Origin of the sequence: Flagellimonas aequoris, from assembly GCF_003584165.1 — a bacterium.
GTDB classification, from domain to species: domain Bacteria; phylum Bacteroidota; class Bacteroidia; order Flavobacteriales; family Flavobacteriaceae; genus Flagellimonas; species Flagellimonas aequoris.
This window is the reverse complement of the sequence record NZ_QXFJ01000007.1, coordinates 61,012-77,293: the sequence shown is the minus strand read 5'-3', so window position 1 is coordinate 77,293 and position 16,282 is coordinate 61,012. Positions and strand designations below refer to the sequence as shown.

General features: G+C 42.4%; 14 protein-coding genes. 6 read left to right on the top strand and 8 right to left on the bottom strand.

Annotated features, from left to right (window positions below; translation table 11 throughout):
- The first annotated feature begins 3 nt into the window (after nucleotides 1-3).
- The 5 genes from D2U88_RS00385 to D2U88_RS00365 all read left to right on the top strand — a co-directional run bounded on the left by D2U88_RS00385 (nucleotide 4) and on the right by D2U88_RS00365 (nucleotide 5,663).
- Nucleotides 4-1,263: a sensor histidine kinase gene (locus D2U88_RS00385; RefSeq protein WP_119638320.1), complete on the top strand. Its 1,260-nt coding sequence runs from the start codon at nucleotides 4-6 to the stop codon at nucleotides 1,261-1,263.
- 86 nt (nucleotides 1,264-1,349) lie between these two features.
- Complete coding sequence (locus tag D2U88_RS00380; RefSeq protein WP_119638319.1) at nucleotides 1,350-3,767, top strand: TonB-dependent receptor; 2,418 nt, start codon at nucleotides 1,350-1,352, stop codon at nucleotides 3,765-3,767.
- A gap of 10 nt (nucleotides 3,768-3,777) precedes the next feature.
- On the top strand, nucleotides 3,778-4,539 hold the full coding sequence (locus tag D2U88_RS00375; protein WP_119638318.1) for a COG4705 family protein: 762 nt from the start codon (nucleotides 3,778-3,780) through the stop codon (nucleotides 4,537-4,539).
- A 76-nt stretch (nucleotides 4,540-4,615) separates the two neighbouring features.
- Entirely contained in the window at nucleotides 4,616-5,071 is a 456-nt protein-coding gene (locus D2U88_RS00370; RefSeq protein WP_119638317.1) for a PepSY-like domain-containing protein, read from the top strand.
- Nucleotides 5,072-5,084: 13 nt separating this feature from the next.
- Nucleotides 5,085-5,663 carry a phosphatase PAP2 family protein gene (locus D2U88_RS00365; RefSeq protein ID WP_119638316.1) on the top strand — a complete coding sequence of 193 codons (579 nt, stop codon included), beginning with the start codon at nucleotides 5,085-5,087 and terminating at the stop codon, nucleotides 5,661-5,663.
- Between the two features lie 28 nt (nucleotides 5,664-5,691).
- Here the strand turns inward: D2U88_RS00365 and D2U88_RS00360 are convergent, their stop codons facing one another.
- The 3 genes from D2U88_RS00360 to mnmE all read right to left on the bottom strand — a co-directional run bounded on the left by D2U88_RS00360 (nucleotide 5,692) and on the right by mnmE (nucleotide 10,895).
- Nucleotides 5,692-8,097, bottom strand: a complete 2,406-nt coding sequence (locus tag D2U88_RS00360) for a TonB-dependent receptor (protein ID WP_119638315.1) — start codon at nucleotides 8,095-8,097, stop codon at nucleotides 5,692-5,694.
- 36 nt (nucleotides 8,098-8,133) lie between these two features.
- Nucleotides 8,134-9,258: a DUF4249 domain-containing protein gene (locus tag D2U88_RS00355; protein ID WP_119638314.1), complete on the bottom strand. Its 1,125-nt coding sequence runs from the start codon at nucleotides 9,256-9,258 to the stop codon at nucleotides 8,134-8,136.
- A gap of 266 nt (nucleotides 9,259-9,524) precedes the next feature.
- On the bottom strand, nucleotides 9,525-10,895 hold the full coding sequence (gene mnmE / locus D2U88_RS00350; RefSeq protein ID WP_119638313.1) for a tRNA uridine-5-carboxymethylaminomethyl(34) synthesis GTPase MnmE: 1,371 nt from the start codon (nucleotides 10,893-10,895) through the stop codon (nucleotides 9,525-9,527).
- A gap of 87 nt (nucleotides 10,896-10,982) precedes the next feature.
- Between mnmE and D2U88_RS00345 the strand changes: the two genes are divergently transcribed.
- On the top strand, nucleotides 10,983-11,342 hold the full coding sequence (locus tag D2U88_RS00345) for a DUF4870 domain-containing protein (protein ID WP_119638312.1): 360 nt from the start codon (nucleotides 10,983-10,985) through the stop codon (nucleotides 11,340-11,342).
- A 53-nt stretch (nucleotides 11,343-11,395) separates the two neighbouring features.
- Here the strand turns inward: D2U88_RS00345 and dnaN are convergent, their stop codons facing one another.
- The 5 genes from dnaN to D2U88_RS00320 all read right to left on the bottom strand — a co-directional run bounded on the left by dnaN (nucleotide 11,396) and on the right by D2U88_RS00320 (nucleotide 16,165).
- Nucleotides 11,396-12,514 (bottom strand): DNA polymerase III subunit beta, encoded by a 1,119-nt coding sequence (dnaN, locus tag D2U88_RS00340; RefSeq protein ID WP_119638311.1) that lies wholly within the window; start codon nucleotides 12,512-12,514, stop codon nucleotides 11,396-11,398.
- A gap of 122 nt (nucleotides 12,515-12,636) precedes the next feature.
- Nucleotides 12,637-14,301: a gliding motility-associated ABC transporter substrate-binding protein GldG gene (gene gldG, locus D2U88_RS00335; RefSeq protein ID WP_119638310.1), complete on the bottom strand. Its 1,665-nt coding sequence runs from the start codon at nucleotides 14,299-14,301 to the stop codon at nucleotides 12,637-12,639.
- Nucleotides 14,301-15,032 carry a gliding motility-associated ABC transporter permease subunit GldF gene (gldF, locus tag D2U88_RS00330; RefSeq protein WP_119638309.1) on the bottom strand — a complete coding sequence of 244 codons (732 nt, stop codon included), beginning with the start codon at nucleotides 15,030-15,032 and terminating at the stop codon, nucleotides 14,301-14,303. Before gldF ends, gldG begins: the two co-directional genes overlap by 1 nt.
- Nucleotides 15,032-15,334, bottom strand: coding sequence for a putative quinol monooxygenase (locus D2U88_RS00325; RefSeq protein WP_119638308.1), 303 nt, complete (start codon nucleotides 15,332-15,334; stop codon nucleotides 15,032-15,034). The genes gldF and D2U88_RS00325 overlap by 1 nt, the downstream gene beginning before the upstream one ends.
- The gene (locus D2U88_RS00320; protein WP_119638307.1) at nucleotides 15,335-16,165 is read right to left on the bottom strand and encodes an SAM hydrolase/SAM-dependent halogenase family protein; all 831 of its coding nucleotides are present in this window, start codon (nucleotides 16,163-16,165) and stop codon (nucleotides 15,335-15,337) included.
- Between the last annotated feature and the right edge of the window lie 117 nt (nucleotides 16,166-16,282).

Here is a 16,282-nt window from a genome sequence, read left to right as displayed (position 1 = left end):
TCTATGGCGAAGAAAATCAAGAAAATTCCCCTGATTCAGAAAACATCCAAAACCTTTCTTTGGATAGGCCTTGTTTTGATGTTGGGCAGTACTGTAATCCTGTACTACTATCTTCGAGTTGTATTGCAGGCCGAGGTTGAGGAAGAATTGCGTTCAACGGAGTCCAGGATTGAAAAATCCATCGAGGAGGGAGGCATGGTCTACCAATTACCTCCTGTTGCGGAAGTGGTAAAAGTTGACAAACTGGACATGGAAACATTCAAGGATACCCTTATCTATGATCCGTCCCAGAATGAATTGGAAGAATTCCGCGAACTGTCCTCTTTTTCTTCCATCAATGATCAAAACTATAAGATTACCGTTCGGGCATTGGTGGTTGAATCGGAAAACATTTTATTGGCTGTGGTACTTTCCTATCTGGTCATTATACTGGTGGTCTTCATTTTCTTGTTTTATCTCAATAAATCAAGGAATCAAAAAATATGGTATCCTTTTTTCAGGAATCTGGAACAGATGAAGAATTTCTCCCTGACTTCCGAGAACCCCATTGAGTTGATGGACAGTGATGTTTTGGAGTTTTCCGAATTGAATGATGAGATGACCACCTTGACCAACAAAGTACGTGCAGATTATAAAAATTTAAAGCAATACACGGAAGATGTCTCCCACGAAATGCAAACGCCTTTAGCTATTATTCAAGCCAAAATAGAGAATGTGATCAATGGCGAAATGTTGGAAGACACCCAATATGAACAATTGACCTCCATACAAAAGGATATCCAACGGCTTACCCAAATGACCAAACGCTTAACCTTGTTGACCAAGATTGAAAACAACCAATTCTTGAAAAAGGAAAGATTGGATATTTCAAGGCAACTGAAGGAAACCATTCAGGATTTCAGTGAAATCTCAGCCGTTTCTATTGACTTTGAAGTTCACGAATCCATTTGGGTGAATATGGATCCCTTTTTAGCTCAGGTACTTTGTAGTAATTTGATTTCCAATGCTATAAAATATTCAACAGGCCATAAAAATATTTTGGTCAACGCTCAAAATGGAAAAGTAACGATTGCTAATGCTGGTGAAAAGGCAATACGGCACCCTGAAATGCTCTACTCTCGGTTTTATAGGGAATCGGATGGGGCTAAATCAACCGGTTTGGGCCTTGCCATTGTTAAACGTATCTGTGATCTGTATGGCTTTACCATCTCGTATCATTTTGAGGCGGGGATGCATCATTTCACCGTTTCTTTTATAGAGTAGCCAGAGTTCAAACCAAGATTATCGATAACTTTAAATTCCCTTTAGGATTGGGGTTTAGTTTTGGTGGCAAACAAATACGTTATCCCATGAGCAAAGTGCTATCCATCCTCCTGATTATCATTTCGTGCCAAACCTTATTTTCCCAAGAAAACATAACCATAAGCGGCCAATTGCTTGATTTTAAAACCCAACAACCTCTTTCCTTTGCCAATGTGGCCGTTCATGGTTTGGAGGATGACAGGTTGGTCACGGGAGCCATCACGGACGAGAATGGACGGTTTAAAATCATTGATCTTCCCATAGGAAAGTACAGGCTCTATTTTACTTTTATCGGATATACGACCACAGAGCGGACGATGGTATCAGGAGGATTGAATTCCATTTTTGATATGGGAAAGATCTCTCTTGAGCCAAGTACCCAAAATCTTCAAGAAGTTGAGATTGTCGGAAAAAAAGCCACTACCAATGCCGCACTTGATAAAAAGTCCTTCAACTTGGAAGATAACATAGCCCAATCTGGGGGTTCGGTCATGGATGCTATGAAAACACTCCCTGGAGTAACGTTTGATCAAGATGGAAAGGTGATTTTAAGGGGAAGCGATAAAGTTGTGGTGCTTATCGATGGAAAGCAGAGCAGTCTAACGGGTTTTGGCAATCAAAAGGGTCTGGCCAATATTCCTGCCTCCAATATTGAAAAAATCGAAATCATCAATAATCCTTCTGCCAAGTACGATGCCAACGGATTTGCAGGTATTGTCAATATCATCTATAAAAAAGAAAAGCAAACGGGACTCAATGGAGATGTTGGACTTTCATTTGGCCTAGGGGCCCTTGGAAAAAGACGGGCAGATACGCCCACCGATTTGGGAAGCTTTTCGGCCAACCCAAAAGTGATACCCAGCCTCAACCTAAATTACAGGAAGGATAAGGTCAATTACTTTCTCCAGTCCGAGTTCATTTTACAAAAGGCTTTGCCCAATAATGAGTTTACCACACGTGACTATGATGACGGCAGGAACATTGTTTCACAGGTCCCCGAGAACAGAAAGCAGTTTCGATCTATAGTCAATGGTGGGGTTGATTATGAGATGGACGACAAAAATAGTTTCACCTTTTCGGGGCTTTATGATCGTGAGCGGCATATCGATTCTGCCCAAGTTGCCTTCATCAACCTAAATACCAATGATAGAAATCGTTTCTATAGTTGGCAAGAAGAAGAAATCACCCGTTTCATTAATGCTGCAGTAAACTACAGACATAAATTTGAACAACCTGGTCACACACTGAGTGCCAGTGCCCAATATACCCAAGGATTGGAAGATGAAACCTATTCCCTTAATGATAGTTCTTCAGTGAGGATAGGGACGGATATGACCAACATCCGGGCCATTGAGAACACCACTTCCCTTGCTTCGGATTATGTTCGCCCCTTGAGCTCAGGGAGATTGGAACTTGGGGCCAAACTGCGGATCAGAAGATTGCCAGTGGATTATACGATCACACCAGGGAATCAATCCATTATTTATCCTGATTTGGGAACGTTTTCCGATTGGGGTGAAAACTTGTATGCCGGGTATGTGAACTATGTTTTGGAGAAAGAGAAGTATGATGTGGAAACCGGACTTCGCGCAGAACAAACAAACGTTTTTTATGATTTGGACCCGGCCAATGCTTATTATCCCAACAATGACAAGTATGATTATTTTGAACTTTTTCCCAACGTGCGTTTCACCTACAAGTTAAATGACCACAACAAAATCTCGGCATTTTACAATCGAAGAATTGATCGTCCCGGAGAGCCGGAACTTAGGATTTTTCCAAAATATGACGATCCTGAACTATTAAAAGTAGGGAATCCCTATTTGCGTCCGCAATTTACGAATGCCTTGGAACTGGCGCATAAATATACATGGGGGAGTGGCTCATTGTATTCTGCCATATACCATCGGATGATCCAAGATCAATACATGCGGATTTATAGCATAGACAATTCCAATCCAGAATATGACATTGTGAACCGGATCTATCAAAATACCGGTAAAGCCACCAATACTGGTATAGAACTGTTGCTGGGACAGGACATCACCAACAATTGGAAGGTTTCTGCTACGTTTAACTGGTTCTCCAACATCATTGATGCCTACCAAGGAACCCTTTTGTTTCCCTATGAGAGAAGTTTTTCTACCGAGAAATCAACTGCCGACGCATGGAATGCCAAGATGAGTACAGAAATGGTTCTGCCCAAGGATTTCTCAATTCAGGTAACTGGCATATATTATTCCGATAAGAATATTCCGCAGGGCAAGGAACTTTCCCGTTCCTCCATTGATCTTGGGTTGAAGAAGCGACTTTGGAACAAAAAAGCGGAACTGACCTTTTCCGCCAGTGATATCCTGAACAGGTTCGGGATTCGTCAGCGGATATATGATCAAGGGGTTACGGCCATTTACCAGAATTATTTTGAGACCCAGATTTTCAGGGTCGGGTTTAAATACAAAATCTAATTTTTCGAAAATGAAGACACTGAACAAAGTTGCGGAGATTACCCTGTTGTTTTGGTTGATGAAAATTGTGGCGACCACCTTGGGAGAAACTTTGGGGGATTTTATTCCCCAAACCTTAGGTTTGGGATATGCTACGGGAATTCTGATCACCCTAATTTTTTTCGGGCTGGTACTGGGTATTCAATTGACCAGAAAAGCATACATTCCGGTATGGTACTGGCTCGTTATCATCGGTACTACCACCTTGGGGACCGAAATATCCGATTTTATAGATAGAAGCCTCCACTTGGGTTACACCTGGGGAAGTCTATTGCTGTTTTCTGGATTACTCTTGACTCTTTTTACCTGGCATAAAAGATTTGGGAACCTGGAGGTATACCCCATATTTGACCGAAACAAGGAAATCCATTATTGGATGGCCATCCTGTTTTCCAACAGCTTGGGGACCGCCTTTGGGGATTACCTGAGCGATGTTGTTGGGTTGAGTTATTTATATGGTGCCTTTGTTACCGCTGGGATTATTGTTTTGGTGATACTCTTGCATTATTTTACCAAGATGAACCAGATTGTACTCTTTTGGGTCGCATTTATATTCACAAGGCCATTTGGGGCAACCTTCGGGGATTTTTTGACCAAACCTATGGCCAAAGGTGGATTGAACCTGGGCACCTTGCCCGCAACCATCGTATCCATAATATTGATCGGGTTGATGATCTACGTTTCTCATCGTCACATGGTTACTGATAATACTGAAGAGCAGAAACAACTTTAAAGCGACTTTAGAATTGCTTAAAACCATCTTTAGAATTGGGTTCTAGATTTACTAAAGAATTTTAAATCAGTAGATCATGAAGAATAAAAAGTATGTAATCGGATTGCCCATAGCATTGATTTTGGGATTGGGGATTTATGCATTTGCACAGCGGACTTCGGCTCCCCTTCGAGTACAAGCATCCTTTGTAAAGAAGTTCCCGAATGTAAAAAAAGTTACTTGGGACAAAGAATCGGAAAAGGAGTGGGAGGCGGAATTCAAAATGGATGGTATTGAATATTCCGCCAATTTTTTGGAAGATGGTACGTGGAAAGAAACAGAACATGAAATCAAGAAAAATGATATCCCTGAAAATGTGGTCACAACCTTAAAAAAACAATTTTCCGAGTACAGTATTGATGAGGTTGAATTTATAGAAGACCCCAACGGTTCCCAATATGAGATCGGATTGGAAAAAGGAAAAGAGGAAATTGAGGTTTTGATCGGAACCGATGGTCAATTGATCAAGACATTGGATGAACCACGTGATTAGTTGAAGAAACCCGATGGCAGCAAGATTTATAATTTGTACAGCCCTATTCTTTGTTCTAACAGGTAAAGCTTTTGGCCAGCAAACAGATTCCGCTGAAGAAATTGCCAGGGAAACGACCATTGAACGGGTAGGGGACTATGCCCAATTTGCCCCAACGACTTTTTCCCTTATTACAGTTTTGGTCAAGGGAGATAAGGAAGGATTTTGGCAGTTGGGAAAATCGATGTCTGCAAATTTGACCGCAACCTGGATATTAAAGTATGCCATCAATAAACCCAGACCAGAAGGGAGAACTGATGGGCATGCCTTCCCATCCGGACATACTTCCTTTGCATTTCAAGGAGCATCCTTTCTTCAAAAAAGATATGGGTGGAAATATGGAATCCCAGCCTATGTCACTGCAGGTTTTGTAGCTTACAGCAGGGTGGAAGGATTGAACGACCGGCATGATGGTTGGGATGTTCTTGGGGGAGCCTTGGTCGGTATAGGAAGCACATATCTGTTCACAACTCCCTATATGCAAGAGCATTTTGAGCTTAGTTTTCAAAGTGGAGATGGTTCCTATGCCTTGGGTATGGTCTACAAGTTTTAGCTTCGAATACTACTTAAGTATCCAAAAATTATTGAAAAACAAAATTATAGGTTAGTGAAATCAATGGGCTGTTGATAATGGAAAGTTCGTAGGCACCCAAAGGACTATTTAGGAACACCTCGGAATTTTCGGTGCCGTTACGTTGTGTGTAATAAATGCTGTACGGGTTTTTTCTTGCGTACAGGTTATAGACGGTAAAGGTCCAGTCGCCCGACCATCGCTTGTCCCTGCTTTTTACCCCTCTGATGTTCCATGAGAAATCCAACCTATGGTATATGGGCAAACGGGCATTGTTTCTTTCCAAGAACAAAGGCGTTTCTATTCCTTCTATGGTTACAATACCATTGGCCGCTGTATAGGGTCTTCCGGTCTGCGCGGTGAAATTGAAGCTCCATGTATTGAACTTGTCAGACTCAAAATTTACGGTCCCGTTAAAAACGTGTGTTCTATCGAAATCGGAAGGGTACCATTTATTGTTATTGATCCTGTCCCCGATCTTATCTACTTGGGATCGTAAAAGACTTCTGGACCACGTGTAATTCATCCAACCATTGACCTTCCCTGTTGATTTTTTGAAACTGAGTTCCGCTCCATAGGCCTTGCCTTCACCTTGAACAACATCTTGATTGATGTTATCACTTAGAAAGAAGTCGGCCCCCGGTCTATAGGTCAATACATTTTGTGCCTTCCGATAATAACCCTCCAAGGAAATTTCCAGTTCATTGTTCATTAGATTTTTGTAAAGCCCCAGACCGTAACTGTCACTTCTCTGCGGTTGCACATAGGGATCTGCTGTCTTCCAGCGAGAGGTAGGTACCGGGGTGGTGCTATTGTATATGTTTTGTAGGTATTGGTTCAGCCTTGCATAGCTCGTCTTCAAGGAAGTGGTTTCCCCCAATTTCAAGTTTAGGCCCAGTCTCGGCTCCACGCCATTGTAGGTCTTGACCCCAGCGCCCTTTTCGAATTCTGTAAAACCCAATGGTTCCCCCGTAACCTCATCAAAAAAATTCTGGGTGTAGGGACCGACCAGCACAAAATGACTGAAACGGAGACCTCCCGAGAGGGAAAGCTGTTCCAGGGGAGACCAATCGATATTGGCATAGCCGTCGAATTCATAGCTCGTCTCTTTTTCCAAGGAGACGGACAATACGTCCGAAGTACCGGGGTCCAAAGCTCCCGGACTGATCGTATACCGATTGGCCTGTACCCCGATATAATAATTTAAGTCAACACGGACATTTTTAGAATATTCGGATATAAAACTGAGATAATTGATTTTCGACTTGTAAACAATCTCATTGTCGATGTCCCTTTCCGGGAAAATTATTTTCGGGGTATAATCACTGGCGAGTAACACCGTCCGGAGATTGGCATTGTTGGAAAAACTGTGGGACCAGTTCAGGGTACCGTTGAGCGTACTGAAATCATATTGATTGTTTTCTGCATTGACGTTTTGGATCTGGGTAACAAGATCAAGTTGGTAAAAATCCTTCGACACAAATCCGGTAAGTGAAATTTGGTCTTTTTCCGATGCTAAATACAAAAGCTTTAAAGTGCTATCATAAAATCTGGCCTTTGTATCCTTAAGACGTTCCGAAAGGAGTGGCAATAAAAAATCGGTAAATCCTGCACGTGCCCCTGCGAACAACATCAGTTTGTCCTTTACCAAAGGAGTCTCTACATTCAACCTACTGGAAACCAGACCGATTCCCCCCGTCAGTTTCAATTTGTCCACATAGGGATTTTTCACTTTTAAATCGAGCACGGAGGTGGCCCTTCCGCCATAGCGGGACGGAATGTTGGCACGATATAGCTCCGTAGAGGATATGGCATCTGGGGTAAAGACCGAAAAAAGGCCAAATAGATGGGTAGGATTAAAGATGGGAGCATAGTCGTAAAGGATCAGGTTCTGGTCTAAGGAGCCTCCCCTAACAGAAAGCCCATTACTGATTTCCCCTGCATTGTTAACGCCCGGCAAAAGGACCATTGAGCGCAGTACATCTGATTCTCCCACGGCAGAGGGAATCATCTTCAGGTCCTTTGGTGTTAAACTTACCACTCCCATTTGCGGCAAATTGAGGATTTCATCCATTTTCTTTGCCCTTACAATGACCTCGGAAAGTTCTTCATGTTTTTCAATAAGCATGATGTCCAAGGAAATATTCTGGTTCAGTTCCACTTGCCGAACCTCGGAGCCGAAACCAATATAGGAAATGGTAACTTGGTAGCTGGCTTCGGGAAGGGTGATGGAGAACCTTCCCTGTTCATCTGAGACACCTCCGCATCTGCACGGTTCAATGGCTATTTCTGCATTCTCCACACCGATACCCGTTTTCGCACTCAAGATTTTGAATGACATCTGGTATTCCTGAGCATGCACTTCCTTTACGAAAGAAAAGACGATCAAGGCGGTTAGGAGATAATATGGTCTCATTTGTTAACTCTATTTTCCATCACCAAAAGGCGCAAACTAATTACCGATCCAGCCTTCTGGACGAACTGCAGTCCTGGTCCGCGATTCATTACAGGGTGCTGTCGTAATATTTGGCCTATATGGTGGGTCTGTTTCCGATATCGGGTCCAGGGTACTTTCAATCATATCTTCCAATATTTGGCCCCGCTCTATAAAAATGGAAGCCTGTGAGGCGGCGGCGGCAGTGAACCTGCCCAGTATGATTTCGTCGGCATTGCCCGGATTGAAGATGTTTCCAACTACCGCAGAGGGTGGCGGAGCGTCAAAATTTCCGTTGTTGTCAACAATATCCTTAAGTCTTTTGTAGTACTCATAGGCATCGTAAGAAACAGAAACCTGTTCCAATTGGACCAAAATATTTTCCTTGTTGTACAATAGTACGTTGCCTACGGGCAGCTTACGGATAGAGGTGCCATCACTAAATTTGTCATCAAAAATTTCAATGTTTTCGTTGAACCGTATCCGCCAACAGTTCTGCTCGCAATAGTAGACAAAATAATACCCCGATAATCCTGTGTTATCCGGCTTACATTCGCCATCCCTGAAATTACCCCCGTAGCAAACCTCACAATATGTTTGCCTTTCGAACGAACGGAAACGCCAGAAATAGTAATTTTTCTTGCTCTGGGGATCGTCAAAATCTACCAAAATGGAATGGCCCGGAACAAATTTCCCTGAGTCTTCCCTAAAAATAAGTTCTTTGTCATACTCGGCCCGAATTTCAGAAACCTCCACCGGCTCAACAACAGTTTCTGGTCGGGATTTGTAATTTCTCCCATCGGCCAGGACCACATCCAGTTCCCAAGATTCTCCAGGCTTTACGGCAAAATCGTCTGAAGGCACATACACATCCTCTCTTTCTTCCAAGAGTAACGTTTGGCCCGTATCAACATTGGTAAAGGATACCGTGGCCCCTTCCTGAAAGAGATTGCGATAAATACCAAAATCAGAACTTGTCTGATTTATAGTTACATACGAAGTGCCTGGTATGGAAGAAGCCAATCCTTCTATGATTATTTGATCCCCTATAAAAATATATTCAGGAGCTACAGGATCCACACATCCGAAGTAGAGGATAGAAAGTAAGCAGGGAAACAAAACGCCAAATAGCTTTTTAAACATACAGAGCCGGATAAAAGGGGATTTTAAATTTTGAAAAAATAGGATTGTTTTGATTTACCAATTGTTGATACCGTTTATTTCAATATGATATTTTTTAATCTTGAACATAAAGACTCCAGCTTTCATTTTTTGGAGAATTTCTCCAGATATCTTGCCTACATACGATGTTGTAAGATAAAAAGTAATAAAATGATATGGAAAATACCACGAATGAGTTATCAACAAAATATTGATAATCAATTAAATATAAATAAAAAATAATAGGCTTACTTCCCGATGCAGAAATTGGAGAAAATGTTGCCCAAGAGATCATCGGTGGTGACGCTGCCCGTTATTTCTCCCAAGTGGTACAATGCCTGTCGGATATCGATGGCCATCAGATCACTGGATAGGTCCATATCCAGTCCTTCCTTCACTTTTTGGATTTCCTCCAAGGCTTTCAACAGGGCATCATAGTGTCTGCTATTGGAGATGATGGTGGTATCGCCACTTAACGCTCCCGAATCTACCAATGATAGCAATTGACTTTCCAGTTCTTTGATACCGATTTTGTGCTTGGCAGAAAGGAACAACACGTTGGGTATGGCCAGTTTGATGCTTTCCATTTGAGCGCCGCTCAAAAGGTCCATTTTATTGCAGATGGGCAGAATTTGCTTATTGGGGTATTTTCTTTGTAGTTCTTCCAATACCGAAGATTCAAAATGTTCTCCTTCAAACAGATAAATGATCAGCCTGGCCTGTTCTATCTTGCCAAAGGTTCGTTCAATTCCGATCTTCTCCACTACATCTTTTGTTTCACGGATGCCCGCCGTATCGATGAACCTAAAATTGATGCCTTTAATGCTGATATGATCCTCCACGGTATCACGGGTGGTCCCCGCAATATCACTGACAATTGCCCTTTCTTCATTTAGCAGCACATTGAGAAGGGTAGATTTACCCACATTGGGTTGACCCACAATGGCCACTGGAATGCCATGTTTGATGACATTTCCTAAAGCAAAGGAATCAATGAGTTTTTTTAAAACCTCACTGATTCTTTCCAATAATTGATTGAATTGGGTTCTGTCGGCAAATTCCACATCCTCTTGCGAAAAATCAAGCTCGAGCTCTATGAGCGAGGCAAAATTGAGCAGTTCTTCGCGCAATTTTTGGATTTCATTGCTAAACCCTCCCCGCATCTGTTGCATGGCAATGTCGTGTGCCGCTTCACTATCGCTTGCAATCAGGTCGGCCACGGCTTCTGCTTGACTCAAATCCATTTTGCCATTGAGAAAAGCCCGAAGGGTGAATTCTCCGGCCGAAGCAGCACGGCAGCCCTTTCTCAACAAAAGTTGAATGATCTGTTGCTGAATATACGGAGAGCCATGGCATGAGATTTCCATCACATTTTCTCCGGTATAGGAATGTGGCCCTTTGAAGAGCGACACCAAAACCTCGTCCAAAACCTTTGCGTCATCCACAATATGTCCCAAATGGACGGTATGACTTTTTTGCCCGGTCAATTTCTTGCTTTTTACCGACTGAAATATGTTATCCACCAAGGTGATGGCATCAGGGCCTGATACCCTTATGATGGCAATGGCCCCTGTTCCTGAAGGGGTGGCTAGGGCAACAATGTTATCTGTGTGCGACATGTTAGCAAAAATACGAATTAGCTGGCCCGATGTAACATTTTTGCAAAAAGGCGTACTAATAAGTTAAATCATCAAAATCAATCAAAAATGGAAGTTATTAATGAAAAAGTGGTTAGAACGGATAATACGTTACTGGCCATTACGCACTTGACCCAATTATTGGGTTACGCTATAGGCTTTGGGAGCCTTATTGTTCCTTTGATTATTTGGTTATCTTCTAAAGATAGGGTAGAAGGAATGAACGAACACGGAAAGTCGATAATCAATCTTCAATTGAGTTTGATACTTTATATCATCATCAGTATTCCTGCCATATTATTATTAGGCTTGGGAATTTTAGGATTGATAGCTGCTGGCATTTTAGGGTTTGTCTTACCGATAGTGAATGCAGTCAAGGCGTCTAATGGAGAATCTCCCTCGTATTTTCTTACGATTAAATTTCTCTAAAAAAGAAAAGCTGGAATTTTGTTCCAGCTTTTACATATATGGTTGGTATTGTTCTAATTGTTTAACATTACAGGCATGACAAGCATGGTTACGTGCTCCCCTTCATCCAATCCATCAATGGGTGTAAGGATACCGGCTCTGTTGGGTAAGCTCATTTCCAACGAAACATCATCGGAGGAGAGATTATTGAGCATTTCCACCAAAAACCTGGAGTTGAAGCCAATCTGCATATCATCCCCTTGGTAGGAGCAGGAAAGCCTTTCCTCTGCCTTGTTGCTGTAATCCACATCCTCTGCGGAGATATTCAACTCGGCCCCAGCAATTTTAAGACGGATCTGATGTGTAGTCTTATTCGAGAAAATGGAAACCCTACGCACTGAACTCAAGAACTGGTTCCTTGAAATGGTCAGTTTGTTCGGGTTTTCTTTTGGAATGACCGCTTCATAGTTGGGATACTTACCGTCGATCAAGCGACAGATAAGTTCGGTATGGTCAAAAATGAACTTGGCGTTGCTATCGTTGTATTCTATGGTCACCTCGGATTCGGAACCGGCCAAAATACCCTTCAATAAGTTCAAAGGTTTTTTCGGCATGATGAATTCCGCAACCTGGGAGGCGCTTACATCCTGTCTTTGATATTTCACCAATTTATGGGCGTCCGTAGCAACGAAGGTCAAATTTTCCGGAGAGAACTGGAAGAACACACCGCTCATCACTGGGCGAAGGTCGTCATTACCGGCAGCAAAAATGGTCTTGTTGATGGCCGTGGCCAAAATATCGCCCAAAAGAGTAGTGGAGCTTGGGTTGGAAACTTCCACTGCCTTGGGAAACTCGGCACCATCGGCATAGGCCAAGGCATATTTACCGTGGTTGGAACTGATCTCTACTGTATTGTTGTCCTCAACCACAAAGGTCAATGGTTGTTCCGGGAAGGTTTTTAAGGTATCCAACAACAAACGGGCCGGTACGGCAATGGCACCCTCGGAATCGGAATCCACTTCCAAAACAGAGCTCATGGTGGTCTCGAGATCGGATGCGGATACCGTTAGTTGATTCTTTTTAAGATCGAACAAAAAATTGTCCAAGATTGGCAAGGTGTTGCTGTTGTTGATAACTCCTCCCAAAACCTGTAGTTGTTTCAATAAATATGTACTGGATACGATAAACTTCATCAAAGAAATTCTTTAGCATTTTGGCCTGTTCAAGGTATATTCAACCGTAAACGGGGCTGTTAAAATCGATAAAAGCAAATATATCTTAAATGGTATTAGCAAAGAAACAAAATTATCAACACTTAGGCGCTAAATTTCCGTTTGCGGTAAAAACCGAAAAAAAGACCGAAGACCAAGGTCAAAAGTACTGGAAGCCCAATGTTTATGATTTGCCACTTTGTTTTTTGTTCAGCAATCTTCTTTACATCGAGTAGCGGAATGGCCACTTTTTTGTTCCTTATGTTGATAAGCCCAGTATTGTCCAAGAGGTAATTGGTGCTGTTCACCAAGAATTCCTTATTGCCGTAAAAGTTGCTGGTCCATTTGTCATAACCAAGTTCCAACGGACGGTTGTTCCTGAGTTGATTTTTTATAATGTCCCCATCGGATATCACAATCATTTTGTTGGCCGGACCTTCTTCCATGGCATTGGCCAATTTTAGGGGTTTTACTCTATTCTTGTACATGGAAGTGAAGTTCCCCTCGATCAAAACAGCTAGAGGAAGGTTCCCATTGTTATAGGTCGCTTGATCAGGCTGGGTCATGATCATATCCAAACTGATCTGCCTTGGAACCCCGTCTGTTTTGGACAATGGGGAGCTCTGTAGCAGAATGGTCTTTTGGTAATCGTTTTCCAAAACATCCATGGGGCTTGTGAATTGGAGTCGCACCGCTTCAATATTGGTATTGATGGGGTGGTTGTTGCGAGAAAACACCATCGGATAATAATACCATGGCAGGGGATTGTATTGGGAATCGTTTCCTTCGCCCGTGGCCAAGACGATTTGGGTAAAATACAGGTCGTTTACCAAAACGGGATTGATTCTTACCCCATATTTAAAGAACAGGTCTTTCAGGTTGAGTTCTCGGGGCAAGGCAAAGGCACTTCCGCCGCCAGCATAAATGCTGTCCATTTCCATGGCCACCTGATCGATCATCCAAATGGATTTTCCGCCTTGAACCATGTATTGGTCCACCACGTATTTTTCCTCATCCGTGAACGCTTCGGTGGGTTTGGCGATGAGCGCCATATCAAAGTTCTTGAGCTGGTCCAAAACCTTTTGGGGATTGCTGGCTACTGAATCCAAAGTAATGGCACCTATGTTGTAATATTCCCGAACTGTGGATAAATAATCGGCAATGTAGATGTCGCCCAATTCTCCATTGCCCTTAATAACGGCAATACTTTTTTTATCGGTAGTGCTTAATTTGGTAAAAGCATCTGCAAAGGCATATTCCAGTTGTTGTACGGAGTTGTTGATGCGCTCTTCGGCCGTGGATCCCTGCTTGTTCTTGAGCAGCGGAACCTTAACCGTCTTATCTTTATAATTGACCATGGCCCAAGGAAAAACCAGTTCGTTGGAAACTTTTCCGTTTTCTTCAATGGTGACATTTGCAGGTTTTAATCCCAAACTTTGGAGCTCGGCAATGGTCTGTTCTGCCTGTTCCTCATCTTCTAGGGGATTAACTAAGTCATAGGTAATGTTGCTATTTTTTGATGCAAAGGATTCCATCAATTGAACGGTCTCTGCCTTCAATTTTGAAAATTCCGCAGGAATATTGCCATCCAACAAAATATCGATGATGACTGGGGAATCAAATTTTTGGGCTACTTCCACAGCAGGTTGTGAAAGGGTATAACGTTGGTCTTCGGTCAGGTCAAAACGTGTGTACACGAAACCCGCCAAGATATTCAATACGATCAGCGCAACCACGGCTTTCAATATGGCTATCCAAAACTTTCCCATTAGCGTGGCAATTGTTTTAAACGTTGAAACGTGAGATACAGGAACAATAAGGTCAGCGATACAAAATAAACAAGGTCCCTCGTATCGATAACCCCACGGGCAATACTGTCGAAATGGGCCTTGGCACCGAATCCTTTTAAAACCTCTTGGGTTTCCCCGTTGGAGAAAAGTGAGGCAATGGCATCAAACCCGTTGAAAATCAAAAAACAAATCAGGATGCCCACCAAAAACGCAATGATCTGATTGTCCGAAAGGGTAGAGGCAAAAACGCTGATGGCCGTATAGGAACTGATTAAAAAGAGTAGTCCAAAATAGGATCCCAATACAATTCCCAAATCATAATTACCTTCGGTCATGCCCAATTTGGAAATGGCAAAAACATAGACGATTGTGGGCACTACAGCAATCACACATAAAAGAACGGCTCCCCAGAACTTGCCCAAAACCAGTTTCCATACCGAAATAGGTTTGATCAACAAGAGTTCCAAAGTCCCCATTTTGAGTTCTTCCGAAAAACTCTTCATGGTGATGGCCGGAACCAAAAAAATAAAAATCCATGGAGCAAGCAAAAAGAAATTGCCCAAGTCGGCAAATCCATAATCAAAAATGTTGTACTCTCCTTTAAAGACCCATAGGAAAAGTCCATTGAGCAATAAAAAGGATCCCACGATCAAATAACCAATGGGCGATGTAAAAAAGGACCGTACCTCTCTCTTAAAAATTGCGAACATTAAGATGGATTTGTAGATTGGACTTTATTTACGCTCCAGGCTTGCGGTTTATCGGAGAACAGCAATTTGGTCTTGCCCCAAACCGTTTTGAAAAAATCGGAGTTCCTGTATTTCTCCAGATCCGCGGGCGTATCCCAAAAACTATAGGTGAAGAAGATATGGGGATTATTGATATCCTGATACAAATCCACCATGTTACAACCTTCAAATGCCAAGATTCCGTTTTTAGTTTCCGCAAAGATTTGCTCAAAACTAGGAATATTTTCGGGTTTAAAGGTCAGTTTTACGATACGGGTCAACATTTATAGGAAATTTATGGTTACGGTGTCTCTGTAATTCAATCCGAGTAGGGAAGAGGCCCCACCTACGGAATTCAGGTCACTCTTATAAATGGCAAGTTCTATATAACCTGCGGAGTTGAAAAGTGCCAAGGCATCCCCTGGCCCCATCCGCTGCGAACGATCTAGGTTGTAATTGATGATTCCGTTGTAACTATGGTGTATCTTCTTAATCTTGGTGGTACGGGCGATGATTTCGTAATCCCTACCATTGCGATAAGCTTCAAAAAGACCTTTTTGAATGTTGGTGACCACGTTGCCATAGTTATCGATGTAGATCACGTTACCAGAAATGGACTTGCCATTGTTGATAATTCGTGGTTCAAATTCACGGAGTTCTTTCAGTTCATCAAAACTTCTTCCGATGACTTCAAGTTTTCCACCACGGGCAATGTGGCAGGCCACCTGCACGAAAATGTTCAATACAGGGAAAGAGCCGGGTTCTGCATTGGGCAAGTTGATCTCTACCACTTTTTCGGGCTTCACTTCGGAAGTGATCAACGAAATCACACCACTGTTCGCACTTACAAAATAATGACCATCCACCTGCACCACAATATGCTGATTTTCAGGAGACCATTCCGAATCGACACCCACCACATGAACCGTTCCCATCGGAAACGACCGATAGGCGTTTTTAAGGATATAGGCGCACTCTTGAATATTGAAGGGATTGATGGCATGTGAAATATCAACAATGGTAGCATCGGGGAGGTTACCCAGAATCGCCCCTTTAACAGCACCCACAAAGTGATCTTTGTAGCCAAAATCTGTTGTTAAGGTTATGATTGCCATGCAATACTGTTGATATGTTTTTGCCCGCTCAAATTGATTTTTGGTTAAGTTTGCGTTGTAAAATTAGTTAAAAAAGAAAGAATATAATTCTTCAAAAACAACTGTAACACCTCACTT